The organism is Nibrella viscosa, assembly GCF_039541875.1.
GTDB classification, from domain to species: domain Bacteria; phylum Bacteroidota; class Bacteroidia; order Cytophagales; family Spirosomataceae; genus Nibrella; species Nibrella viscosa.
Window position 1 is genome coordinate 637,557 of sequence record NZ_BAABHB010000002.1, and the last position, 24,064, is coordinate 661,620.

The following is a 24,064-nucleotide window of genomic DNA, read 5'->3' on the forward strand; positions in this document are numbered from 1 at the left end:
CAATCCTATATTCGTACCAACAGCTTTTTCGGGAGAGCTGTTTGAAACCTTAACTAATAGAGTTGCTACACAAGATAGATAACAACTGAATCTAAACAAAGAGAGGGAAGATAATACCGCAAAAGCCGTATTATCTTCCCTCTGTATAGTTCTGCAAACTCTCTTTACGCCACTGCCGCGTACATCTCCTCCCGCTGGGCTTTGACGCGCTCGTCGGTGAGGTAGTCGTCGTAGGTCATCAGCTTGTCTAGGGTGCCTACCGGGGTGATTTCGATGATGCGGTTGGCAACCGTCTGCACAAACTGGTGATCATGGCTGGTGAACAGCACCGGGCCTTTGAAGTCGATCAGGCCGTTGTTCAGGGCCGTGATGGATTCCAGGTCGAGGTGGTTGGTCGGCTCGTCCAGCATCACCACGTTGGCACCGGATAGCATCATCTTCGACAGCATACACCGTACTTTTTCTCCTCCCGACAGCACCGATGATTTCTTCAGCGACTCTTCGCCGGAGAACAGCATCCGGCCCAGGAAGCCCCGGATAAAGCTTTCGTCTTTTTCGGCCGAGAACTGCCGCAGCCAGTCGACCAGGTTCAGGTCGTTCTGGAAGTACTTGTCACGGCCGTTGTCGTTCGGGAAATAGGCCGGGGTGATGGTGATGCCCCACTTGAAGCTGCCCGAGTCGGCTTTGCGCTCACCGGCCAGAATATCGAACAGGGCGGTTACGGCCAGACCGTCGCGGCTGTAGAAGAATACCTTGTCGTTGCGGTTGATGGTGAACGACAGGTTCTCGAACAGCCGGGTGCCGTCTTCGGCGGTATAGGTCAGGTTCTCGACCGTCAGGATCTGATCGCCCGGCTCACGCTCCGATTTGAAGTTCACGTACGGGTACTTTCGCGACGACGGCTGAATGTCATCGATCGTCAGTTTTTCCAGCAGCTTCTGGCGGCTGGTGGCCTGCTTCGACTTGGATGCGTTGGCCGAGAAGCGCCGGATAAACTCTTCGAGTTCTTTCCGCTTGTCTTCTACGCGCTTGTTCTGATCCTGCCGCTGCTTCAGCGCCAACTGGCTCGATTCGTACCAGAAACTATAGTTACCCGCGTACATCTTCACCTTGCTGAAGTCAATGTCTACGACATGCGTACACACCTGGTCGAGGAAGTGCCGGTCGTGTGAAACCACGATCACGGTATTCTTAAAGTTGGCCAGGAAGTTTTCCAGCCAGATGCTCGATTCAACGTCGAGGTTGTTAGTCGGTTCGTCCAGCAGCAGAATGTCGGGGTTACCAAACAGGGCTTGTGCCAGCAACACCCTGACTTTTTCGGAACCGTTCAGGTCGGCCATCTGCGACTGGTGCAGGTCTTCCTTAATGCCCAGACCGCTCAGCAGCGAAGCCGCGTCGGACTCGGCATCCCAGCCGTTCATCTCGGCAAATTCCGACTCCAGTTCGGCCGCCCGGTTGCCATCTGCTTCCGTAAAGTCCGCCTTCATGTAAATGGCGTCTTTTTCCTGCATAATCTCCCACAGGCGCTCATTGCCCATGATCACCGTTTGCAGGACCGGAAATTCATCGAAGGCAAACTGGTTCTGTTTCAGCACCGACATCCGTTCGCCTGGAGAGATGCTGACCAAACCCGTCTGCGGCTCGATTTCGCCCGACAGGATTTTCAGAAACGTTGACTTACCGGCACCGTTGGCACCAATGACGCCGTAGCAGTTGCCGGGAGTAAATTTGATATTAACGTCGTCGAACAAGACCCGCTTGCCGTAGCGGAGAGAGACGTTGGATACACTGATCATTGAGTTCTTCCTTGAAATTCAGCCGCAAAGATACGGATTTTTAGGGAGAAAAGCAGGCTGCGGTTAGTCATTTCCCGCCGGTATAGCGGATGATACGCGCCCATTTCTCCGGTTTATAATCGGTTGTACGAACCACCGTACCGGAATACGGGGCTTCAATGAGTTTGTTGTTGCCGGAGTAGATACCCACGTGCGAAAAATTGCCGCCTTTCTGCTGGCGGATGAGCAGATCGCCCGGTTGAGGCACCCCTTGCACCGTCACAAAATCGGGACTGTTGACCAGGCCGCTCACGGCATTAGCGCCGGAGCCGCGCTGATAAGTAATACCCAGATTGCGCAGCACCAGATTCACCAGTCCCGAGCAGTCGAGCCGCCCGGTATCGGTTCGGGGGTTATAGGTGCCGGCTCCCAACGGACCGTATTGGACGCCTAAATACCGGTAGGCATAAACGGCAATCTGCTGACCCGTCGTGAGCTTGCCCACCACAATTGGCGTTGGCGTTGTTTTAGGGACTACAAATCGGAGCAGCGGGTATACCAACCGGTCTTTCACCCGAATCAATTCGGTATAATCCGGAGCGGATAACAGGCTCTGGAGTTGTTGTCTGTTTTCTGCTCTGAGTTTGATGCCTGTCAGGCGGGTACGAACCGCTTCACCCTTCCGCCGGCCAAAAATCAGGTGCGTCAGCGGCTCACGGTTGGGCGGATTGTAATAGTCGTTATAGTCGGCGGCCAGGTTTTTCTGGTCGATAATCTGGCTGAGCAGCAGTTTCAGTTCCGCATCCGAGGCCAGACCGCCAAACTGTTGCTTTAGCTGCGCCTGGTATTTGGTGAAAAATGCCTGCGCCGTCGTCTGGGCTTCAGCCCGGCCGAATAACGCCAGCAGACATACAAAGACAAGAGTTCGCATATGATATAAACGCACAGGCATCCGTTTTCATTCCCTATTATTTGGGTAGGATATTCTCAGGGACTGCAAAAAGAGGCTAAAAAGGGCCATTTAGCCTGGGTTGTCTCAAAACCGCCAGCATTTGTCCCAGAATCAGCAGCCGGTTTGCGGGTGGGTACTGAATATTGCCGGTGTCAACTAAGCCAACATATTCATGAACTCGTCTCCGTATCTGTCTACCCTGACGCCCCTGCGCGGTATAGCCGCCCTGCTGGTGGTAGTCTTTCATTCAACCCGTTATGTGGCTCCCCTTGTCGACCCGAATGTCACTAGCTTAATTGAGAGCGGCTGGCTCTGGGTCGATTTCTTCTTTATTCTGAGCGGCTTTATACTATCTCATGTATACGGCACCCAGTTTGAGACGCGTCTGGAATGGCGTTCCTACCGAACCTACGTGCTGGCTCGTTTTGCCCGCGTGTATCCGCTCCACTTTTTTACTTTATGGGTATGCGTAGGGCTGGTTCTGGGCATAAAGGCGCTGGCCGACGGTATTATGCCAAACTTTCAGCCGGCTTTCAACCTGAGCGGCATTCCGGCTTCCCTGTTACTGATTCAGTCGATGTACGTATTTCCGGAGCCACCGCTAAACGGTCCTGCCTGGTCACTCAGTACCGAGTGGTGGGTATATCTCCTGTTTCCGTTGCTGGTGCGGCCGTTGTTGAACCTGAGAATAGTTGGCAAACTGATCCTGTTGCTGGCTATTGCCGCCATGTATCTCGCGTTGGTGTATTACATCGCTCCGCACTGGGCTAATCGGTTTTGGATTAAACTGGGGTTAATGACGGCTACGCCGACGCTGAACATGACCGGTGACTTTGGCTTTTTGCGTTGTGTGGCCGGGTTTACGCTGGGAATGCTCCTGTACCGATTATACCAGGAGCGGGTTTTCTGTAAAATCCTGAAAAGCGATTGGTCCTTTATAGCGTTTTTGGGAGGTGTCCTGACGCTGATGCACTTTGGCGCGGGTGATTTACTGATTGTGGCGCTATTTCCGCCCGTCATTTTGGCGGCTGCTCATAATGCCAGTTCGGCAAAGCGGATCCTGGAAACCAGACCTTTACAATACCTGGGTAACTTATCTTTTTCCATTTACATGGTGCATATTCCGATTGTGTATGCCGGTTATTGTCTGATACTGCTGAACAATCCGAAGAAGCTTGCCAGTATAGACGGCTTTGGCTATTACAAAATGAGCTATGCAGATGGCTGGCTGCAATGTGCGACCCTGGTGGTCGCTACGCTGCTGGTATCGGCGCTGACCTACCGGTTTGTGGAAGTGCCGGCCCGGCGCTACCTGAATGCCCGCAACCAGGCGCGTCGCACGGCCCAGGCGATGTCCGATGCGGTACTTTCCTGACACCGGACGCTGATGACAGGTCTCATCCTCAACGATTAATAATCTGTAAACACCTCAATACACATGGAAACGCAAGCAACGCAAACCGATTCAAATCCCCATGCCGACCTGTGGAACAACTCCGGCGAAGCCAAACTCCTGGAGAGTCGCCTGAATGGCTTTTGGAATGCCGATTACTTTACGAAGATTCTGCTGCCGCTGCTGGACCTGAAACCGGGCAGCCGGGTACTGGACGTGGGCTCCGGTACCGGGGCGCTGACTTTACTGCTGGCGCGTCACCTGCCGGATGTGCAGTTTGTCGGTGTAGACCTGACCGAGTCGCTCACCACAACGGCCCAGACGCAGGCCCGGCAGCTTGGCCTGGCCAACGTTCAGTTTCAGGAGGGAGACGCTATGCAACTGCCTTTCGCCGACAACAGCTTTGATGCCACCGTATGTCAGACGGTGCTGATTCACCTGAGCGACCCCGCCCGAGCCGTTCAGGAGATGAGCCGGGTGCTGAAGCCCGGCGGTACCTTTATGGCGGCTGAGTTTCACCTGCTTTTTACCGATATGCCCATTGAAGCCGGCAATATCATGCCTGATGACGAAAAGCTAAGCGAACAGGGGCGTTTGGGGCAACTGATTGTGAAAGGCTATCGGGTTCTGGGACAGGGAGACATGCAACTGGGTGGACGGGTTCCGTTTCTGGCCTACAAAGCGGGGTTTAGGATTGCCGATGTCCGCATCAATGACCATGTCACGCACGCTTTTCCGCCTTACAACCGGATGGCCGACCGCATGGCCCTGGAAGAGTTGCAGGGCTGGGAGGCTATGGCTAAAGAACCCAGCTACCGCGCCTTTCTGATAGAAGCCATGGAGGCTGGGGGTGGCACGGAAGCCGATGTCGAGGCCCTCCTAAAGCTGTTTCCCAGCCACACGCCCGAGGTACTGGCCGGGCAGACAGACTTCGCCTTTCTATGGCTTATCAATCCGGTGCTGCTCGTTACCATTGCACACAAGCCATAACCATTCCCAACAGGTCTTGTCCTGCCACAAACGTTGGGTAGGACCTGATTCCGAAAGACCAGTATACATTTTCCGGAGAAAAACCGGATATTCGATAAGCCGCTGTTGCTGAAACGTTTTAGCGCTTACTTACTGCCCCATGAATAGACATCTGCTCCTGTATTACCTGCTGCTGGTGGGGGCGCTTGTGCCGGCATTCGCTCAAACTTTGCCGCCAACTGGATTGGCACTCCAACGGCTGCCGGCAGACGGTGTCCTGCTCAACCAGGGCTGGCGGTTTCATGCCGGTGACAATCCGGCCTGGGCCCGCCCGGATTATGATGACCAACGTTGGCAACCAGTGGACCCAACCAGGGGAATTACGGAGATGACTCAGTTACAGCCTGCTCAGATCGGCTGGTTCCGATTGCATCTTCATCTGGATTCATCGATCCTAAACGTGCCTCTGGCAGTGCTCATTACGCAATCTGGTGCGTCCGAAATCTACGTCAATGGGAAACTCATTCACCGGCTGGGAAGGGTAAGTGCCGATTGGTCCAGGGAGCTTATCTATAACCCGAATAATGTACCGCTTGCCTTTCCTGGGTTGAATCATCCTGATGTCGTAATTGCCGTTCGGTATTCATTCACTAAACAAAACCTGGCCTACCGGCTAAGCGGTTGGATGGGTAACCCCTGTCTCGTGATGCGATTGCAGCGGATGGAAAATGCGGTGAACAATCTCATTTCGGAGCGGTCTTATGTGACGTTTCGGGAGTTTGCCAAAGTAGGGTTTTTATTGATTCTGGGAATACTGCACCTGGTTTTTTACGTAGTTTATCCACTTCGGAAGACAAACCTGTACTACAGTGTATTTTCACTCAGTTTATCCCTGGTGTTTGTCCTTTACTTTCAATTTGCGTTTATGCCCCGCCAGGGTGTCTCCGTTTTCCTGTACGAGTCAATATCCAATTTGCTGGAATCACAAGCGCTTCTGTGGGCGCTTAGGGCTGTATATGCCTTTGCCCGGCAACGAATTGGCCTCAGGTTTATTTTTGTGACCGTATTTATGCTTTTGTGCGTCTTTGCCAGTCACTGGTCTCCTCGCTACGGTCTCTATTTTGTACCGGTATATGTTCTCCTGCTTTCTGCTGATGCTGTACGGGTTAGCCGGCTAGGCATAAAACGGGGTGTGGTCGACATGAAACTGAGTCAGGCGAGCTGGGTTGGGTTTTATCTGCTTACATTGGTATACCACCTGTTCTTTTTCAATGTGCTGCCGACCAATGCTTTGGCTATGGATATTTTGTATAATGGTTGCCTGCTGTGGCTCACCGGCTCGTTTTCGCTGTCGCTGGCTCTCGATTATGCCCGTACCAACCGCTCACTGACCGAGAAACTGGCCGAAGTACAGGCCCTTTCCCGGAAAACGCTGGCGCAGGAGCAGGAGAAGCAGCAACTGCTGGCCGGCGAAAACGAGCGGCTCGAACAACAGGTCCGCAACCGAACCGAAGAGGTCCAGCAGCAGAATCTGGTGCTGGCCCGGCAGGCCGACCAGCTTCGCGAGCAGGACCGGGTAAAATCCCGCTTCGTGACCAACCTGACCCATGAGTTCCGTACACCACTGTCCCTGATTCTGTCGCCGGTCGATAAACTACTGGCGGATACCGGCTTTCCGGCGCAGTTCCGGCCGCTGCTGTCGGTCATTAGCCGCAACGCCCGCCAACTGCTGTCGCTGATCAACCAACTGCTGGACCTCTCGAAGCTGGACGCCGGGCAGATGACGGTAGTGGAGTCGGTGAGTAGTCCCGGCCGGCTGGTAGAGGATATTATCGGGTTGTTCCGGCCCCAGGCGGAAACCAAACACATCCGGCTGCTGTGGGCGAGTGACGCGGGCAACGCAGTCTGCCGGCTGGATACCGATAAGTGGACCAAGATGATTACCAACCTGCTGGCCAACGCCATCAAATATACCCCCGCCGGTGGCGAAGTCCGGGTCCGCTTACACGTTGCCGATAATCAGGCCATGCTGGAGATTGCCGATACGGGCGTTGGCATTCCTGAGGAGAAGCTGCCGTATATCTTTAACCGGTTTTATCAGGTCGACGATTCGGCTACACGTAACTACGAAGGCTCCGGCATTGGCCTCGCGCTGGTAAAAGAACTTACCGACCTGCTGGGCGGCCGAATCACAATAGCCAGTAAACCGGGTACCGGCACTACCGTCCGGCTTACCTTGCCCCTGCAGCCCCACGCGCTATTCTCCGAACCGCAGGCGGAGACGGATCGTACCGCTGTTTCGCCTGCGGCAACGCACGGGAGCGAACTCCCGCAGCCGGTTCTTACCGATGAGCGGGCGCTGGTACTCGTCGCCGAAGACAATCCCGAACTCCGGCAGTTTATCGCCGACGAATTGGCCGACCGCTACCGGGTCGTTACAGCCGCCAATGGCATGGAAGCCTGGGAACTGGTGCAGCAAGAGGTGCCGGACGTGGTGGTCAGTGATGTAATGATGCCGGTGCTGGACGGCTTTGCCCTAACGCAGTTAATCAAGTCTGATCAGAGCACCAATCATATAGCGGTGGTGCTGCTCACGGCCCGCACGGGGGAGGAGAGCCGGATGGAGGGTCTGACCCACGGGGCCGATGACTACCTGACCAAACCGTTCCACACCGACGAACTGCAATTGCGGTTACGCAACCTGCTGATGCACCGTCAGCAACTCCAGGCCTATTTCCAGCGGCAACTCATGGCGGCCCGGGAGCCCAGCCAAACCGAGCCGCTGACCGACCCTTTCCTGCTGAAGCTGTATGGACTGATTGAGGAGCGGCTGGACGACAGTACATTCGGCGTAGATGAACTGGCCGTGACCATCGGCATGAGCCGCCGGACGCTGCACCGCAAAATTTCGGCGCTGACGAATCTGACGGTGCAGGAGCTGATTCGCCGGTACCGCCTGCGCCGGGCTACCGAACTGCTGCGCAGCGGGCGCAATGTCTCCGAAACTGCTTATCTGGTCGGGTACGACAGCCCCAGCCACTTTGCAGCTATTTTCAAGGAGTTCTACCAGCAGACGCCGAGTGAGTTTATGGTGACCGGGTAAGACACTATCTGGCTCAGCGGGTTGACAAACCTCCTGTGCTGTGCTAACTTTAATGCGGAGGCAGCCTGTCAGTCAGTCGCTAAAGGCTGCGAACCGCTACATTGGCCAATACATTATAGATATCCGCGTTTTGCCGTATTGGGACCAACCATGCGTTTCAATTTGCCGATTTGCTGTACAGCCGGTAGATCAACGCTTTACCGGTTGCTCAAAAGCGTAAAAATGTCTCAAATTTACAATACAGTAGCCGCGCATTGGCTTACCTTGCCGGTATCAGCAAAATCTAGATCATTATGAAATTCCAACAACTGGCAACGTGTACCGTATGGGCAATGGTGTTCTTCCTGGGTAGTAGCCTGACGGCTTCCGCCCAATCCGCCGGGGCCCAGAACCATGCCGCCGACGAGCAGGCCATTCGTGTACTGGAACGTCAGATGTTCGATGCGGCCATGACCGGCGATGCCGATGCCTTTGAGCGGTTGCTGGCTCCAGAGTACTACACCATCAACCATGACGGAAGCTTCATGGATGGCCGTGTCGGACAGGTGGCTCTGATGCGCCGGATGGGTAAAAAAGCTCCACCGCTCAAAGGACTCAATCTATCTGTTGATTACAAACTCGGCGATACTAAATTTCGCTTTCTTGACGATAACACGGCCCTGCTTACCGGCTGGTCGGCATATTACGCGGGTCCCATAATGCTGGCGCGGGTGCGCCATACCGAAGGCTGGGTGCGGCAGAACGGCCAATGGAAGTTTGTTCACTGGCAGGGTACCTCCGACGGCCTTGTCGGTGAGTGGGCGACCATTGCGGCTACGGTCCTGGTTACGCTGCTCGTCTCCTGGCTGGTCCGGCTCGGCTGGCGACGGTGGCGAAAGCCTGCCCGACGCGGAAAGGTGGTGGTTGAGGCCTGAGGGGCGGGCCGGAAAAGTAGCCGGGCTTCCGTTACAAATCGCGGTTTTCTGCGTCAAAAGGGTTATTTTGCGCCGATAAACAACGACTACATGGACAGTATAACAACAGACTCTTCGTACAAATTAGACAAGCTCCTGGCCCCCCTGCAACCGTCTGAAATTGAGTGGCGGATTGTGAGTACCACCAAAGACAACAGCAAACTGATTGTGGTTCCGTACATTACCAACCGCAGCGTGATGCAGCGGTTCGATGAGCAGTTCGGCTGGGACCGGTGGCGCAACGAAATTAAAGAAATCGACGGCGGCTTTCTCTGCACCATCACGGTGATTCTGCCCGGTGGGGAGGTGGTCAGCAAAATGGACGGGGCCAACCGCACCGATATTGAGCCGGTCAAAGGCGGTATCAGCGACGCCATGAAACGGGCCGCCGTGCAGTTCGGGCTTGGCCGGGAATTATACGACTACCCCAAAGTGATGATCGAGCGCACGGGCGATACCGCCCAGGGTAAGTTTATTCCCGATTGGGCCTATGGCCTTCTGGACCGGCTTGTCACGGCCGCCGGACAAGGCACCCTGGACCGGGAAGTGTATGTGCTGCGGGAGTCGCAGGCAAAGAAATAATCCGCATTCAGTGATAAAGAAGAAGGGGAACACCACGGTGTTCCCCTTCTTCTTTATCACTGAATCGTCAACGTCCAACAGTCATTCTACATATTACGCAGCTCCCCGTCAGAAAATCCGAAATCCAAAATAACAGTTATGCTTCCTGCTTTTGCAGCATCATGACATCCGGCGTTGAGGGATCGGTGATGGCAACCGAGCCACGCTCCTTACGCACGATGCGGGAAAACAGGCTGATTTCCTGGTCGAACAGGAACCGGAACAGCAGTCGGGTGTATGACCGGTGGGCCAGCAGCGGCTCGTAAAACTCCGGAGCCGTGGCTTTCAGCTTCGGCAGGTTATTCCACGGAATCGACGGCATGTCGTGGTGTTCGTTGTGGAAACCTACGTTCAGGTTGACGCCGTTCAACTGGCCGTAATAGCTGTACGTTTCCTGGTTGGGGTCCAGCGTCAGGTAATGCTCCTGAATCCAGCGGGCTCCCAGCGGGTGCAGACTCACCGAAAACCAGAAGCTCAGGAACAGATACGCCAGGGCCGCCCAGCCGAAGAAATATACAATGGCCACATCAAAGGCCAACTGAGCCACGATGTTGCTGATGACGTATTTGTCGAGCACCGCAGCTTCGCGGCAGCGGATGGTGCGGATACCCTGAAACAAGGGGAACAGCAGCAGCCAGACGGCTTTGCCGATGGAATAGTTGCGGATCAGCCGGGCTTCGTACCAGTCGGGAAGGTCGGCATCCAGTTCGTGAACACCCTGAAAGACGTGGTGCTTCAAATGGAAGTTCTTGAACGAGATTGCCGACGGGATGACCGACGGGAAGTTGGCGATAATGCCGGCGGCAACGTTCTGCCAGAGCTTTTTGAAGATCAGGTTATGCGCGGCTTCATGAATGGTCACAAACAGCGTGTGGGAGAAAAAGGCCCCGACCAGGTAGGCGGCCCCCAGTACCCAGTACCAGGCGGCATCGCGTACCAGGTAGGCAATGCCGATCTGGGAGGCCACGCAAACCAGAATGATTAGAAAGGTAGCGGGGTTTTTGCCGATAAGTTTTTTGACCTCCGGATGGGCCTTAATGATTTTCCGGGTGCGGATGCGGTGCGGCTCGGTGCCGCTTACAACGGTAAAGTTATTGGGCTTATTCCTCATATCGTGTCGTGGGTGCAATCAGGCACTCTACTTAAACTATAGAATGTCCGTTGCGGTTTTAACTGATAAAAGTATGCGTTTTTATCCGGACCACCATAGGTTTCCTGCAAAGGGCACCACCGTATAGGCATCTTTTTAGCCAATTCGGAACCGAAAGGCCGGATAGCGTGGTTACCCTCCATACACCAATATGACGGTTCGTAAAAGCTTTGAATACGCATTTGATTAGAACAGACTGGCAACGAGCCTGGCAGTCGCCGGCGTATCGTGGAAAATTGATAACAGGTGTGGTGCTGCTGGTGCTGGTATTAATGGCCTTACCTTTCTTTTTTCAGTATATTCAAAACAGGCGGGGTGTGTTACTGAACGACTGGGTACTGGATTCCCTGCCCGCCCATGATGTTTCTATCCCTATCTTCGCCATTATCTGGGGCATTGCAGGACTAACAGTCTTACGGGCCTTTCGTGATCCGGAAATCCTGCTTACGCTACTGTGGTCCTACGTACTGGTGACACTCACCCGGATGGTGACCATCACGGCCGTGGCGCTGGACCCGCCCGTAAACCTGATCGAACTCGTCGACCCAATCAGCAACTCTTTTTACGGTGCCGATTTTGTAACCCGCGACTTATTCTTTTCGGGACATACTTCAACGATTTTTCTGATGTATCTGTGCCTCCGGCGGCAGACCGATAAGGCACTGGCGCTGATTGGTACCATGCTGGTGGGTGTTATGCTGCTGGTGCAACATGTACATTATACCGTTGATGTGCTGGCGGCTCCCCTCGGCACGTATCTTGTTTACCTGCTGGGTAAAAAAATTGCCGACTACCAGCCGGGTAGCTAACCCCTTAAAAAGCTTCGCCCAACTGAAAATAAAACCCGCGTGAGGTACCCCGGCCGATGCCGTAATCAACGCGGATGTTCAGGCGCTCGGTTTTGTTGAGCGCAAGCCGTAGCCCTCCGCCATAAGAGTACTTTACATCCTGTAGGTTGAGTTCGCTGAGCCGGCTACCCACGTTACCGGCATTGGCGAATACCACCGCGCCCAGTCGCCAGAACAGCGGCACGCGGTATTCGCCCTGAAATACGAGCTGATTTTTGTCGCGGTACCGGCCGTCGTAATACCCGCGCATGTTGGTAGCCCCGCCTAGAGTGGCCAGACTCCGTAGGGGCACCTGGCCGGCCGTGAAGTACCCATAGGCCTGCAGGGCCAGCACCTGCCGCCGGTAGAAGGGGATAAACTTGCGGAGGTCAATCACGTAGTTGGTGTACCGGAAATCAGAGCCCAGCAGAGGAACAAAGTTGTTAAAGGAAAACTGCATCAAGGTGCCCCGGTCGGAGGCAAAGGCGTTGTTGCGGGTATCATACGTGAGGCTCATCCCCAGCCCCGAAACCGCGTAGCTGTACCGGCCTGTAACATCCTGCTGGTCAAATAACCCGCCGGCCAGGTAATCAATCTCCAGCAGCCGCTGGTATTCGTAGAGAACGCCCGCAAACAATTTCCGGCCCAGCAGCCGCTGGAGGTGGAGGTAGACATAATACTGCCGGAAAATATAGTTCTCTTCATTGCTGTCGGGGGCCTGCTTGCCCAAACCCCAGAACTTATCGGGAAAATAACTATACGACAACTGATGGTTCAGAATGTACCGTTCGCCGGGGAAGTATGTAGCGCCGTTGATAACCGTCACAAACTGCCGCCGTACCGAGTACAGGGCCAGTGTCTGCAGGTTGGAGGTGCGGGTCAGTGTGTCGGCCTTGCTGAGCCGGAATGTAAATGAACCCGCCACACCGAACGACCAGTCGGTCTCGATAGAGCGCAACACCAGGGGCAGAATCAGGGCGCTGCGGTGGCTGCGGGTGGTATCTGGCTGACCTTGTATGCTCCGGTAACTAAATAAAATAAAAGCCACCAGGTAAAGATGATATATTCGGCGTTTAATCGGTAACACGATCGATATAGAGAAGGTCCGTATGGCCTAATCCCCTGAAAGTCGATAGGTTACATCGGCAGGTCAGAAGAAACAATAGCACAAGACTACGCAATAATAAAAAAACGGGAGCCAAATATGAAAAAACCGCTACAGAGGAAAGGTATTAATATCTCATTAATCTAAGCTTAATCTAAGCGTAATAATTTGGTTGAGTTGATTTGCTTTTATTAATTAGCGCTATTATTGGCATATATTCAATTGCCATTTGTTACTTGTAACCACAGACACCATTATAAAAGTATTATCATGAGGAAACTCGACTGTCCGGATTATCAATTAGGCCTGGGGTTGACCGAGGAGCAGAAGGCCTTTTTTGACAAACATGGCATCATTATTTTCAGGAATTTCATTCATCCGGATACAGTCCGGCTTTTTATTCAGGAGCTAACCCGAATTGAAAAGCAGTGGCTTGACGAAGGGCGGGACAAGGTGAACGGTGTTCCCCTGAAGTTTGGTAAGGACGAAGAGGGGAATAAGATTATCCAGCGACTTTGTTTCCTGTCGATGCACAGCCCCGCTATGCATGAGTTTCTGCAGGACCCCCGTCTGCAGTCGGTTGTGGAGTTTCTGCAACCCTACGAAGGGCGCATTGCGGAGAACGAAAAAGATGGTTTGGTGCTGAACCATTACGTCCGGACGCACAACAGCGGGTTTTCGCAGATGGGCTGGCATACCGACAGCCCGCGGGATATCTTCCTGGGCCAGAAAATTATGCCCATGCTGAATGTGGGCATTCACCTGGATACGACTCCGTTCGAGAACGGTGGGCTGCGCGTCATTCCCGGCACGCATAAGCAGGGCATGCTCAAACTGCTGTTCGGCAAAAAGTACTTTATCGACAACAATCCGGACCCCCGCGAAATCGGGTTTGACATCAACGCCGGTGACCTGACGGTACACGACGGACGTTTATGGCACCGCGTTCAGCAGTCGCCTTATTTTGGGGAGGCAAGCCGTCGGCGGGTGATGTATGTGCCGGTTGTGACGGGTAAATTCATGCCCAAGCACGAGAACAGCAAAACTCCGCTGTACCACCGCTTCCTACAGAAAGTACATAAATAATCATCTCGCGGCTATGCCTGCATGGCAGCGGGGCTGTATATTCACGAGGCCAACGGGAGTTGGCCTCTTTTTTTGTCCAAACCTGATGTGACCATGTCATATGCCCTTATTACCGGTGCCAGCAAAGGCATCGGGAAAGCCATTGCTGAAGAACTGGCCCGGCGCAACTTCAACGTGCTGCTGGTGGCCCGCTCCGAATCGCTTTTGCAGACGCTGGCCCAAAACCTCGCCGACAAATACCGGATTAAAGCCGATTACCTGGCGCTCGACCTGGCCGGCGCACAAGCCCCGCAGCAGATTTTCGACTGGTGCCGGAGCCGGCAATACACCATTCAGGTGTTGGTGAACAATGCCGGCTACGGGCTGAGCGGATCGTTTGAGAAGTATACCGTGGCGGAAAACCTGGACATGATGCACGTGAACATGCTGGTGCCTGTGCAACTGACGCAGTTATTGCTGCCGCAACTCCGGCAGCAATCCAGGGCCTATATCCTGAATATTGCCAGTTCGGCGGCTTACCAGGCTGTGCCGCTGCTGAGCCTGTATGCTGCCACCAAGGCGTTTATGCTGACCTTCAGCCGGGGTCTGCGGCAGGAGCTGGCCGGCAGTGCGGTATCGGTGACCTGCGTCAGCCCCGGGTCTACTGACACGGATTTTGTGCAACGCGCCAACATCGGTGAAAAAGGACGGAAAGCCGCTCAAAAAGTGAACATGACGGCGGAAGCCGTGGCCGCCGTGTCGGTCGAAAGTATGCTGGCCGGCAAGGCTGAGGTCATTCCGGGCCTGATCAACAAGCTGGGGGCCTTTATGGTCTGGCTGATGCCGAAAGGGCTGGTTGAGAAAACCGCCATGCAGATTTACCAATAAGGGGTAACAGGCTCTATACCGGCAAAAATAAAGTAAATGTGCTGCCGGCACCCGGTTGGCTGCGGACATTGATGGCCCCGCCATGCGACTCGGCAACATGCTTGCATACGGCCAGGCCGATGCCGGTACCGGCATATTGGTGCCGGCCGTGCAGCCGCTGGAAGGGTTGAAAAATGCGGTCTTTATACTTTTCTTCAAAACCGATGCCGTTATCCGTCACCTCAATGGCTACCCAACGTTTGTCGGACTGGTCGTTGAGGGGGGGCGGTAGCTGATGGCCGGCCACATCCGTGGCGGTAATCCTGACCACTGCCGCTTCACCCGGTTTATGAAACTTAATGGCGTTGCTGACCAGATTCTGAATAAGTTGCTGTAGCCGGAGCGAACTGCCAAACACCTCTGGCAGCGGCCCCACGTTGATATGTGCCTTGTGCTCGACAATGCCCATTTCCAGATCATTGAGTACGTCCCGCACAAGTTTATTCAGGTCGACTTTCTCAAACTCTTCCGATCGGGTAGTCAGCCGGGAGAAGGTGAGCAGATCGCGGACGAGCAGTTGCATCCGGCGGGCGGCATCCTGCACCCGGCGCAGCAGATCCTGCCCGGCTTCATTCAGGAACTCGGCATGGTGGTGCATCAGCAGGTCGCTAAATGCCTGGATCTTACGCAGCGGCTCCTGGAGGTCGTGCGAGGCTACGTAGGCAAACTGTTCCAGGTTGTAGTTCGACTGGCTGAGCTGATTTACGGAGGCCTCCAACTGGTGCTGGGTGTGCTTGAGGTCGGTAATCTCCATGAAAGAGAGCACCAGCCCGTCGCCCTTTTTAACCACCGAAACAGTAAACCACCGGTCGCCGTGGTGACCCGGAAAATGCTGCTCAAACTGCTGGGATTGCCCCGTCTCCACCGCGTCGACGTAGCGGCTGAAGGCTTCGGAGGTTAGAAAATGGGGATGCTTCTCCAGCATCCGGTGACCAATAATATCCGTTGCCGGCCGGCCCGATACCCGGATAAAGGTATTGTTGGCGATTCGGCAGATGAAGTCAGTGATGGTGCCGGTTTCGTCGCGGACGCTGTCGATAGCGATAATGGCGGTCAGTGATGCATCCAGAACGCTGTTCAGCAGGAGTGCGTTCTGCGCTTCCTGCCGGGCGGTATGCTGGGCCCTGGTAATCTCTTCATAGGTGGCGATAAGGTACCCCTGCATACGTTCCAGCGAAACTTCGTACCAGCGCTCCTGCTGGTCCAAATATTGTAGTTTTCGGACAGAAACGCCCGTTTCAAGAACCGATATATATTTGTTGAACAGCTTATCACCAATAGCATCGGCGTAGCGTTCCGTAACGGTGCGGTTCAGAATGTCGTCCGGCTTTTGCAGGGTCATGTCGGCCAGCGCCGGATTACAGTAAATCGCAATAAAATCGATGATTACCCCTCGTTCGTCACGGATACCTTCGTACACAACAACGCCCTTGCGGGTGGTATCCAGAATATCTTCCAGCCACTGGGCTTTCCGGCGGTGGCGGGTAATGTCCCAGAACAGCAGGTGGAGATCCGTGGCGGAAGCCCGGCTGGCCCGCACGTCGAACCAGCGGTTGCCGGTCGGTGTAAGAAGCTGAAGGTCAAACTGCCGGTCGTCGCCCGAATCAAGTACCTGCTGGAGCTGGGTGCGTACCGGCGCCGACAGCATGGCCGGGAGCAGATTAGTAAGGGGCTGGTCGGTTGCTTCTTCCGGCAGGCCGAAGAGATCAATGGCGGCCGGGCTCGCCGATTGTACCCGGACGCTTTCCAGGTGTCCGGACTCTGCATAAACAGGTGCCAGTCCCAGAAACAGATAGGGAGACGCGGCAACTTCCAAACGAAATTCGTTGAGCAATGATATAAGCTATTTATCTACTTACGTAAACGTCTGCGGGGGCAGGTAATATGGTTTTCCCACGCTAATACAACTGTTAAATCTAAAAAGTGTGCGGGTGAAAAGACAGAAAAACTTTTGAAAATTATCCTGTGTTGGTCAATGAAACGCGGATGACGCGGATTGAGCCGATTTACACGAATTTTATAAGATTTTATCCGTGCTGATTCACTTAATCCACGTCATCTGCGTTCCTTCAACTCATAAAATGCATAAATTACCCGTCGGTAGTGCAACGACCTGGTTCAAAATTGAGTAGGGATGCTTACAACCCCTGCTTTGGCGTTTGGGTCTTTTTGTACATTTTCCGGTAATGTATGCGCTTTCTGTCCTTACCCTTTCTGCTGCTGAGTACCCAGGGCGTTTTCGCTCAGTTGACCGATACCGCCCCTTCGTTTATCGAGGAGGCCCGGCAACACGCCATTGCCCGCTACGAGCAGGTGTATAGCCGGCAGGCTCACCTGTACAACGGCAACGAATACGTCAGCCACGATCCCCGCATCAAAATTCACCCGTTTTTTCCCGTCGACAGTATGCTTGTCGGACAGGTGGTGTACAACGGCGTGCGCTACCGGCCGGTGCCGATGCTGTACGATGTGGTGCGCGACGAATTGGTGGTGCGCCCCATTGAGGCTGCGTACCTGATCCGGCTGCAAAACGATCAGGTAGATTCTTTTTCGCTGGCTACCCGGCAGTTTGTGCGGCTGGCGGGCGACAGCCTGTCGGGTATGCGGCCGGGCTTTTATGAACTCCTTTACAATGGCAAACTGAAGGCCCTGGTGAAACGGGTAAAGTATATCAAAGAAGATGTGTCGCAGGGCTTCTACCAGGCAAATTACCTGGTAAAAGATCGCTTTTTTGTGATGAAAGATGGTATTTACCACGAGGTGAACTCAAAGCCGGCCCTGCTCAACCTGTTTGCCGATCAAAAAAAAGCCTTGCGAAAATACCTGCGAACAAACCAGCTCCGGTTTAAACAACAGCGGGCAGAGGCTATTACAGGCGTTGTGCGCGAATACGAATCCTTAACCCGCTGAGTATGCCTTTACTGTACCGAATCAGTGCATTGCTGCTGCTTGTTTCCGGCCTGGCGAATCCCACTGCTGCGCAGGACAAAACCGAACCGCTGCTCAACGGGGAGTTTACGAACGAACGCTTCTCCTCGTTTGTCCGCACGGTAGAAGCCAATACGCCGTACCGGTTTTTCTTCAACCCCGGCGAGGTTGATAGCCTGCGGGTAACGCTGCGGGCCGACCGGCAGACAGTGCCCGCAATGCTGCGGCAAATCTTTGCCAATACCTCGTTCGCCTACGCCATTGATAGTCGCCGTCGGGTGTATGTGACCCTGGATGCGCCCATCCGCACCGAACTGCCTATCGGCTTTTTCCAGCGGGGTGTTGATGCAGGGACCGATTCACTGCTGGCCCTGACGGGTAACCGCCGGAAGCAGGTGGAGCCGGAAGATAAGCTGTATGATATTGGCCGGCCCACCTCACCGATCCGGCCCGGTCGGGCTACTATTGCCGGGCATGTGCGTAACGTGGCCTCGGGTGAGCCCATTATCGGGGCGGCTGTATATATCGACAATCCGCGCATCGGCACCACCACCGATCAGTTTGGCTACTACTCCATGACGCTGCCCCGCGGCCGGCACGACCTCAAAATTCGCAGCATCGGCCTGAAAGATACCCGCCGACGCATTGTCCTGTACAACGACGGCAAGCTGGACCTTGAGCTGGAAGACGACGTGATTCCGCTCAAGGAGGTAGTGATCTCGGCCGAGAAAGACGTAAACGTGGCCGGCCTCCAGATGGGTCAGCAGCGGGTCGATATCCGCACCATCAGGCAAATTCCTTCCGCTATGGGTGAGGCCGATCTGCTGCGGGTGGTGATGACCCTGCCGGGGGTAAAAACCGTAGGCGAAAGCGCCACCGGCCTCAACGTTCGCGGGGGGGCCACCGACCAGAACCTGATCCTGTACAACGACGCCATTATTTACAACCCCTCGCACCTGTTCGGCTTTTTCTCGGCCTTCAACCCGGATATGATCAAAAGCGTGGAGCTGTATAAAAGCGGTATTCCGGCGCGGTATGGCGGCCGTCTGTCGTCGGTGCTGGAAGTGCTCACCCGCGACGGCAACAAGAAAAAGTTTGCCGGTTCGGGCGGTATCGGGCTGCTCACCGGCCGGCTGACGCTGGAAGGACCGATCATTAAAGACAAAACGTCATTCATCATCGGTGGCCGGTCGACCTATTCCAACTGGCTGCTGAAACAACTTCGCAACCCTACCTTCCGCAACAGCCGGGCGTCATTCTACGACCTCAACCTGCACGTGACCCACGACATCAACGAGAGCAATACGCTGTACCTGACCGGCTACCTGAGTCAGGATCGTTTCCGGCTCGGCAGTGATACCACTTTTAATTACCAGAACCGGAACGCTACGCTGAAGTGGAAGCATATTTTCAACAACAAGCTGTACAGTGTCTTCACCGGCGGGTATAGTGGGTATCAGTACACGGTATCGAGCGAGGCTAATCCGGTCAACGCCTACCAACTGAATTTTGCCATTCATCAGTCAAGCCTGAAGGCCGATTTCAGCTACTTCCCTACGTCGCAGCATACCGTCGACTTCGGCATCAGCACCACCCACTACCGGCTACTGCCGGGCAATTTTCAGCCACTCGGCACCAAATCGCTGATTCTGTCGGATGTAGTGCCGGCTGAGCAGGGGCTGGAGAGTGCCGTGTACATCGGCGATAAATTCGACATCAGCCCGCGCCTGGCCATCAATGTGGGGCTGCGGTATTCACTGTACAACCACCTGGGGCCCAAAGCGGTGTATACCTACGCCCCCGGTCTGCCGATCCGGGTCGCCAACATCACCGATACCCTGACATACGGCCGGAACCAGAACATCAGCACCTACCACGGCCCCGAATACCGCTTCTCGGCCCGGTATGCGCTCTCGTCGGAAACATCCGTGAAGGTAAGTTTCAACCGGATGCGGCAGTATATTCAGATGCTGTCGAATACCACGGCTATTTCGCCGACCGACATCTGGAAGCTGAGCGACTCGCACCTGAAACCGCAGGTGGGCGATCAGTTTTCGGTGGGCGTTTACCGGAACTTCAAGAACAACACCATCGAAACGTCGGTAGAGGGCTATTACAAAACGCTCCAGAACCAGTTGGATTTCCGCAGCGGGGCCAACCTGATTCTGAATCACCATATCGAAACCGATGTGGTGCAGGCCGAGGGCGTGGCCTATGGGGTAGAGCTGCTGGTGAAAAAACTGACCGGTAAGCTCAACGGCTGGGTGAGCTACACCTACGCCCGTACGCTGCTGCGGGTGCAGAACCCCATTGCGTCGGAGTCGATCAACCAGGGCCAGTTCTACCCCAGCAACTTCGACAAACCGCACGATTTTACGCTCATCAGCAATTATAAGCTTAGCCGGCGGTTCAGCCTGTCGTTCAATTTCACCTACAGCACCGGACGGCCCATTACCCTGCCGCTGGCCAAATACACCCTCGGCAACGCCCAGCGGCTGGTGTACTCCGAGCGCAACCAGTACCGGATACCCGACTATTACCGGGCCGATTTTGCCATGAATATCGAGGGCAACCACAAGATCCGGAAGCTGGCACATAGCTCATGGACCCTGGCCGTGTATAACCTGACGGGTCGGCGTAATGCCTACTCCGTTTATTTTAAATCGGAGAATGGTGTTATCCGCGGCTACCAGCTATCGATTTTCGGCCAGCCGATCCCGTCTGTTACCTACAACTTTAAATTCTGACCACACCGCTATGCACTATAAACACTGGAAAAAAGTCATTGGCTGGGTCGCTATTCTGAGCCTGGGTGGCTGTGTTGATCCCTACCGCCCGCCCGAAATCGCGGCCCCCAACAACTACCTGGTGGTCGATGGCTTTCTCAACAGTAAGCCGGGTACCACAACCAGCATCCGATTGTCGCGCACGCAGAATCTGTCGGAAAAAAATACGTCGGTGGCCGAGACCAGAGCCGTAGTCACGGTAGAGACCGAAGGCCGGGCTACGTATGCGTTTCGCGAGACGGGTGGGGGCGTATATACCCTGACGGATCTGGTGCCGCAGGCCAATCAGAAGTACCGGCTGCGTATCAAAACCGCCAAAGGCGTAGAATACCTGTCGGACTTCACGACCGTAGTGACCACGCCGGTCATTGACAGTGTAAGCTGGCGGCCCACATCGAACGGCCTGCAGATCTATGTGAATACGCATGATCCGAAAAACAACACCCGCTACTACCGCTGGGAGTTCGACGAAACCTGGGAGTTCTTTACCCCCTACAATGCAACGCTGGAGTTAAAAGACAAACAAGTGATAACCCGCGCAGAAAACACCTACCGCTGCTGGTCGGGCGAAAGCTCAAAAAGCATCATGGTTGGGTCTACGGCGCGATTGAGTCAGGACGTTGTCAGCCTGTTTCCCCTGACCACCATTCCCGCGGATTCGTGGAAGCTGAGCAGCCGCTACAGCATCCTGGTCCGGCAATATGCCCTCAGCCGGGATGCCTACGCGTTCTGGGAGCAGCTCGCCAAAATGACCCAGAACATCGGCTCTCTGTTTGATCCTCAACCGTTTTTGCTCACCGGCAATATGCATTGCATCACCAATCCCAGCGAGCCGGTGCTGGGGTACTTCAGCGTCGGCTCGGTCGAAACCCGGCGGATTTACGTCAAGCGGTACCAGTTGCCCAACTGGACGATCAATACGGGCTACAGCTTTTGCCGGCTCGACACGGCCAAAACACTAAAAGACCTGATCGAGATGAATTTTCAGCCGGTATCGGAACTGGAGGGCGGGGGAGGGTACCTGGCTTCGGATAATTACTGCGTCGACTGCCGTTTGCGCGGCACCAACAAAAAACCGGCTTTCTGGGACGAATGAAACAGGCGGAGACTCATCAGACTAAATGGATACGGCTGAGGGCAGTAGCTCTGGTGCTGCTCAGCACAACGGTAGGGTATGCCCAGCCGGCCGACGCCCTCCGCGAGGTGGTGCAGCGGTTTGACCAGTACCGGCGGCAGGCCCTTCAGGAAAAAGTGTTTGTGCATACCGACCAGGCGGTATACCTCACCGGAGAGACCCTTTGGTTCAAGGTATACTGCGTGGATGGCACCACCCACCGCCCGCTCGACATGAGCAAAGTCACTTACCTGGACGTGCTGGACCACAACCAGCAGCCGGTGCTGCAGGCCAAGCTCCCGATGACCGGGGGCAGTGGCAACGGTGCCCTGCCACTTCCTCATTCGCTCAATTCCGGCCACTACCTCCTCCGGGCGTATACCAACTGGATGAAGAACGCCGGTGCCGACTTTTTTTTCGAGAAAGCCATTACCGTCGTAAACCCGCTCAAACGCCTGGGCCTGCCCAATCTGCCTTCTCAGCCGGAATACGATATGCAGTTTTTTCCGGAAGGGGGCAATCTGGTGAGCGGACTGCCCGGCAAGGTGGCGTTTCGGGTGACGGATGCCGCCGGCCGGGGTATCGACTTCCAGGGCTGGCTGCTCAACGCGCAGAACGATACCGTAGCCCGTTTCCGGCCGCACAAGTTCGGGATAGGGCATTTTCAATTTACGCCGGCCGATAACACCACCTACCGGGCGGTCATCCGCGACGCGCAGAACCGGACGCTGTCCCGCCCGCTGCCGGCGGTGAGCGCGCAGGGCTATACCATGCGGGTCGAGGAGGGTATCGGTAACCAACTGAGGGTGACGGTACGCACCAACCTGACCGATGCCGGAGCGGTGCATCTGCTGGGGCACACCCGCCAACTGGTTACGGTGGCGGAAACCCGGACGCTGGGGCGGGAAACCACCTTTCTGCTCGATAAAAAGGCGCTGGGCGAGGGCATTTCGCACCTGACCCTGTTCGACCAGGCCCGCCGGCCGGTTTGCGAGCGACTGTATTTCAAACGGCCTGAGCAGCCGCTCACCATTCAGCTCAAAACAGATCAGGACCAGTACGCGGCCCGAACCAAAGTAAACCTGTCGGTGGAGGTACCCGCCCCGGCCGGTGGGCGAGCCGATCTGTCGGTGGCGGTGTACCGGCTCGACTCCCTGCCGGCGCTGTCGTCGGCGACGATGCTCAGCTACCTGTGGCTGACCTCCGACCTGCGGGGCACCATCGAATCGCCGGAGTATTACCTGCAGGCCGAAAGCGCCGAGAGACGGGAGGCCACCGATAACCTGATGCTGACCCACGGCTGGCGTCGGTTCCGGTGGGAAAACGTGCTGACGCAGTCGCGCCCTGCCTTCCCGTTCGTGCCCGAATACAACGGCCACCTGATTCGGGGCCGGCTGGTTGATCCGCTTTCCCAGGTACCTGTTTTCAGAAAACTGGTGTACCTCTCGGTTCCCGGTAAGCTCCTGCGCCTGTATGCTTCCCGGAGTGATTCGAGCGGGCAGGTGCTGTTCGAACTAAAGGATTTTTATGGGTCGCACCTGATCATGGCCCAGCCCAATCCGGCCGACAGCAGCCTGCGCCTGACCATCGACAGCCCGTTTGCCGGGGCGCTGTCGGCCACGCGGCTGCCGCCGTTTGATTTCAGTGAGCAGCACACGCAGCAACTCCTCGACCGCAGCGTAGCCATGCAGGTGCAAAGCCGCTACTGGGGCGACAAGCTCATGGGCTACCAGTATCCGGCCATCGACAGCACGGCTTTTTATGGCACCCCCTCGGAACGGTACCGGCTGGACGACTACACCCGTTTTCCGGCGATGGAAGAGGTCCTGCGGGAATACGTCCGGGGCATTTTACCCCGCAAACGGCAGGGCTCGTTCCGGCTGGTGATTCCGAACTCGCCGTACCGGGAGTTTTTTGAGGAACAGGGGCTGGTGATGATCGATGGCGTACCGATATTCGATATGGATAAGCTGATGGCGTTCAGTCCGCTGAAGATCCGGCAGATGGATGTAGTTACCAACCGCTACTTTGTGAACTCCAATTTTGTGAGCGGTGTCTTCAGTCTGATGACCTACAAAGGCGACCTGGCCGGGTATTCGCTGCCTTCGTATGTGGTCCAACAGCCGTACGATGGCCTGCAGGTGCCACGGGAATACTACACCCCCCGCTACGAAACCCAGAGCCAGCTCGCCGGCCGCATCCCCGACGGCCGGACGCTGCTGTACTGGAACCCGTCGGTCCAACCGAACGCCCAGGGCAAAACTGCCCTGCCGTTCTACACTTCCGACCAGGAAGGTACCTATGTAGTGGAGGTAACCGGGCTTACCCGCGACGGACAGGCCGGCAGCGGGCGGGTGCAGTTTGTGGTAACCAATCCGGTGAGGTAAGCCGGCCAG

General features: G+C 55.3%; 17 protein-coding genes. 12 read left to right on the top strand and 5 right to left on the bottom strand.

Going from position 1 to position 24,064, the window contains the following annotated elements:
- Positions 1-164: 164 nt before the first annotated feature.
- Positions 165-1,796 (bottom strand): ABC-F family ATP-binding cassette domain-containing protein, encoded by a 1,632-nt coding sequence (locus tag ABD931_RS07235; protein ID WP_345265443.1) that lies wholly within the window; start codon positions 1,794-1,796, stop codon positions 165-167.
- A gap of 67 nt (positions 1,797-1,863) precedes the next feature.
- Entirely contained in the window at positions 1,864-2,706 is an 843-nt protein-coding gene (locus tag ABD931_RS07240; protein ID WP_345265445.1) for a C40 family peptidase, read from the bottom strand.
- Positions 2,707-2,899: 193 nt separating this feature from the next.
- Between ABD931_RS07240 and ABD931_RS07245 the strand changes: the two genes are divergently transcribed.
- The 5 genes from ABD931_RS07245 to ABD931_RS07265 all read left to right on the top strand — a co-directional run bounded on the left by ABD931_RS07245 (position 2,900) and on the right by ABD931_RS07265 (position 9,727).
- Positions 2,900-4,102, top strand: coding sequence for an acyltransferase family protein (locus ABD931_RS07245; RefSeq protein WP_345265447.1), 1,203 nt, complete (start codon positions 2,900-2,902; stop codon positions 4,100-4,102).
- A 63-nt stretch (positions 4,103-4,165) separates the two neighbouring features.
- On the top strand, positions 4,166-5,110 hold the full coding sequence (locus ABD931_RS07250) for a class I SAM-dependent methyltransferase (RefSeq protein WP_345265449.1): 945 nt from the start codon (positions 4,166-4,168) through the stop codon (positions 5,108-5,110).
- A gap of 139 nt (positions 5,111-5,249) precedes the next feature.
- Entirely contained in the window at positions 5,250-8,192 is a 2,943-nt protein-coding gene (locus tag ABD931_RS07255) for a hybrid sensor histidine kinase/response regulator transcription factor (protein ID WP_345265451.1), read from the top strand.
- A gap of 293 nt (positions 8,193-8,485) precedes the next feature.
- Entirely contained in the window at positions 8,486-9,106 is a 621-nt protein-coding gene (locus ABD931_RS07260) for an SgcJ/EcaC family oxidoreductase (RefSeq protein WP_345265453.1), read from the top strand.
- Between the two features lie 90 nt (positions 9,107-9,196).
- A complete protein-coding gene (locus ABD931_RS07265; RefSeq protein WP_345265455.1) occupies positions 9,197-9,727 on the top strand; it encodes a Rad52/Rad22 family DNA repair protein in 531 nt (176 codons plus the stop codon).
- A gap of 136 nt (positions 9,728-9,863) precedes the next feature.
- On the opposite strand, the gene ABD931_RS07270 is transcribed toward ABD931_RS07265, so the two are convergent.
- Positions 9,864-10,877, bottom strand: coding sequence for a fatty acid desaturase (locus ABD931_RS07270; RefSeq protein WP_345265457.1), 1,014 nt, complete (start codon positions 10,875-10,877; stop codon positions 9,864-9,866).
- 221 nt (positions 10,878-11,098) lie between these two features.
- Between ABD931_RS07270 and ABD931_RS07275 the strand changes: the two genes are divergently transcribed.
- Entirely contained in the window at positions 11,099-11,725 is a 627-nt protein-coding gene (locus ABD931_RS07275) for a phosphatase PAP2-related protein (protein WP_345265459.1), read from the top strand.
- Between the two features lie 4 nt (positions 11,726-11,729).
- Here the strand turns inward: ABD931_RS07275 and ABD931_RS07280 are convergent, their stop codons facing one another.
- Positions 11,730-12,791 (bottom strand): BamA/TamA family outer membrane protein, encoded by a 1,062-nt coding sequence (locus tag ABD931_RS07280; protein ID WP_345265461.1) that lies wholly within the window; start codon positions 12,789-12,791, stop codon positions 11,730-11,732.
- A 327-nt stretch (positions 12,792-13,118) separates the two neighbouring features.
- On the opposite strand from ABD931_RS07280, the gene ABD931_RS07285 reads away from it, so the two are divergent.
- Together ABD931_RS07285 and ABD931_RS07290 are read left to right on the top strand one after the other, a co-directional pair.
- Positions 13,119-13,934, top strand: a complete 816-nt coding sequence (locus ABD931_RS07285; protein ID WP_345265463.1) for a phytanoyl-CoA dioxygenase family protein — start codon at positions 13,119-13,121, stop codon at positions 13,932-13,934.
- Positions 13,935-14,027: 93 nt separating this feature from the next.
- On the top strand, positions 14,028-14,801 hold the full coding sequence (locus tag ABD931_RS07290) for an SDR family NAD(P)-dependent oxidoreductase (RefSeq protein WP_345265465.1): 774 nt from the start codon (positions 14,028-14,030) through the stop codon (positions 14,799-14,801).
- A gap of 13 nt (positions 14,802-14,814) precedes the next feature.
- On the opposite strand, the gene ABD931_RS07295 is transcribed toward ABD931_RS07290, so the two are convergent.
- Complete coding sequence (locus tag ABD931_RS07295) at positions 14,815-16,656, bottom strand: ATP-binding protein (RefSeq protein ID WP_345265467.1); 1,842 nt, start codon at positions 16,654-16,656, stop codon at positions 14,815-14,817.
- Positions 16,657-17,030: 374 nt separating this feature from the next.
- On the opposite strand from ABD931_RS07295, the gene ABD931_RS07300 reads away from it, so the two are divergent.
- From ABD931_RS07300 to ABD931_RS07315, 4 genes are read left to right on the top strand one after another with little or no spacing between them, the layout of a single operon-like run.
- Positions 17,031-17,750, top strand: a complete 720-nt coding sequence (locus ABD931_RS07300; protein WP_345265469.1) for a hypothetical protein — start codon at positions 17,031-17,033, stop codon at positions 17,748-17,750.
- Positions 17,751-17,752: 2 nt separating this feature from the next.
- On the top strand, positions 17,753-20,515 hold the full coding sequence (locus ABD931_RS07305; protein ID WP_345265471.1) for a carboxypeptidase-like regulatory domain-containing protein: 2,763 nt from the start codon (positions 17,753-17,755) through the stop codon (positions 20,513-20,515).
- Between the two features lie 10 nt (positions 20,516-20,525).
- A complete protein-coding gene (locus ABD931_RS07310; RefSeq protein ID WP_345265473.1) occupies positions 20,526-21,650 on the top strand; it encodes a DUF4249 domain-containing protein in 1,125 nt (374 codons plus the stop codon).
- Positions 21,647-24,055, top strand: coding sequence for a hypothetical protein (locus tag ABD931_RS07315; protein WP_345265475.1), 2,409 nt, complete (start codon positions 21,647-21,649; stop codon positions 24,053-24,055). Before ABD931_RS07310 ends, ABD931_RS07315 begins: the two co-directional genes overlap by 4 nt.
- The last annotated feature ends 9 nt before the right edge of the window (positions 24,056-24,064 follow it).

Bases quoted from the DNA above. Each gene is read 5' to 3' on its own strand.
- ABD931_RS07235 (WP_345265443.1), bottom strand. From the start codon at position 1,796: ATGATCAGTGTATCCAACGTCTCTCTCCGCTACGGCAAGCGGGTCTTG.
- ABD931_RS07240 (WP_345265445.1), bottom strand. From the start codon at position 2,706: ATGCGAACTCTTGTCTTTGTATGTCTGCTGGCGTTATTCGGCCGGGCT.
- ABD931_RS07245 (WP_345265447.1), top strand. From the start codon at position 2,900: ATGAACTCGTCTCCGTATCTGTCTACCCTGACGCCCCTGCGCGGTATA.
- ABD931_RS07250 (WP_345265449.1), top strand. From the start codon at position 4,166: ATGGAAACGCAAGCAACGCAAACCGATTCAAATCCCCATGCCGACCTG.
- ABD931_RS07255 (WP_345265451.1), top strand. From the start codon at position 5,250: ATGAATAGACATCTGCTCCTGTATTACCTGCTGCTGGTGGGGGCGCTT.
- ABD931_RS07260 (WP_345265453.1), top strand. From the start codon at position 8,486: ATGAAATTCCAACAACTGGCAACGTGTACCGTATGGGCAATGGTGTTC.
- ABD931_RS07265 (WP_345265455.1), top strand. From the start codon at position 9,197: ATGGACAGTATAACAACAGACTCTTCGTACAAATTAGACAAGCTCCTG.
- ABD931_RS07270 (WP_345265457.1), bottom strand. From the start codon at position 10,877: ATGAGGAATAAGCCCAATAACTTTACCGTTGTAAGCGGCACCGAGCCG.
- ABD931_RS07285 (WP_345265463.1), top strand. From the start codon at position 13,119: ATGAGGAAACTCGACTGTCCGGATTATCAATTAGGCCTGGGGTTGACC.
- ABD931_RS07290 (WP_345265465.1), top strand. From the start codon at position 14,028: ATGTCATATGCCCTTATTACCGGTGCCAGCAAAGGCATCGGGAAAGCC.
- ABD931_RS07300 (WP_345265469.1), top strand. From the start codon at position 17,031: ATGCGCTTTCTGTCCTTACCCTTTCTGCTGCTGAGTACCCAGGGCGTT.
- ABD931_RS07305 (WP_345265471.1), top strand. From the start codon at position 17,753: ATGCCTTTACTGTACCGAATCAGTGCATTGCTGCTGCTTGTTTCCGGC.
- ABD931_RS07310 (WP_345265473.1), top strand. From the start codon at position 20,526: ATGCACTATAAACACTGGAAAAAAGTCATTGGCTGGGTCGCTATTCTG.
- ABD931_RS07315 (WP_345265475.1), top strand. From the start codon at position 21,647: ATGAAACAGGCGGAGACTCATCAGACTAAATGGATACGGCTGAGGGCA.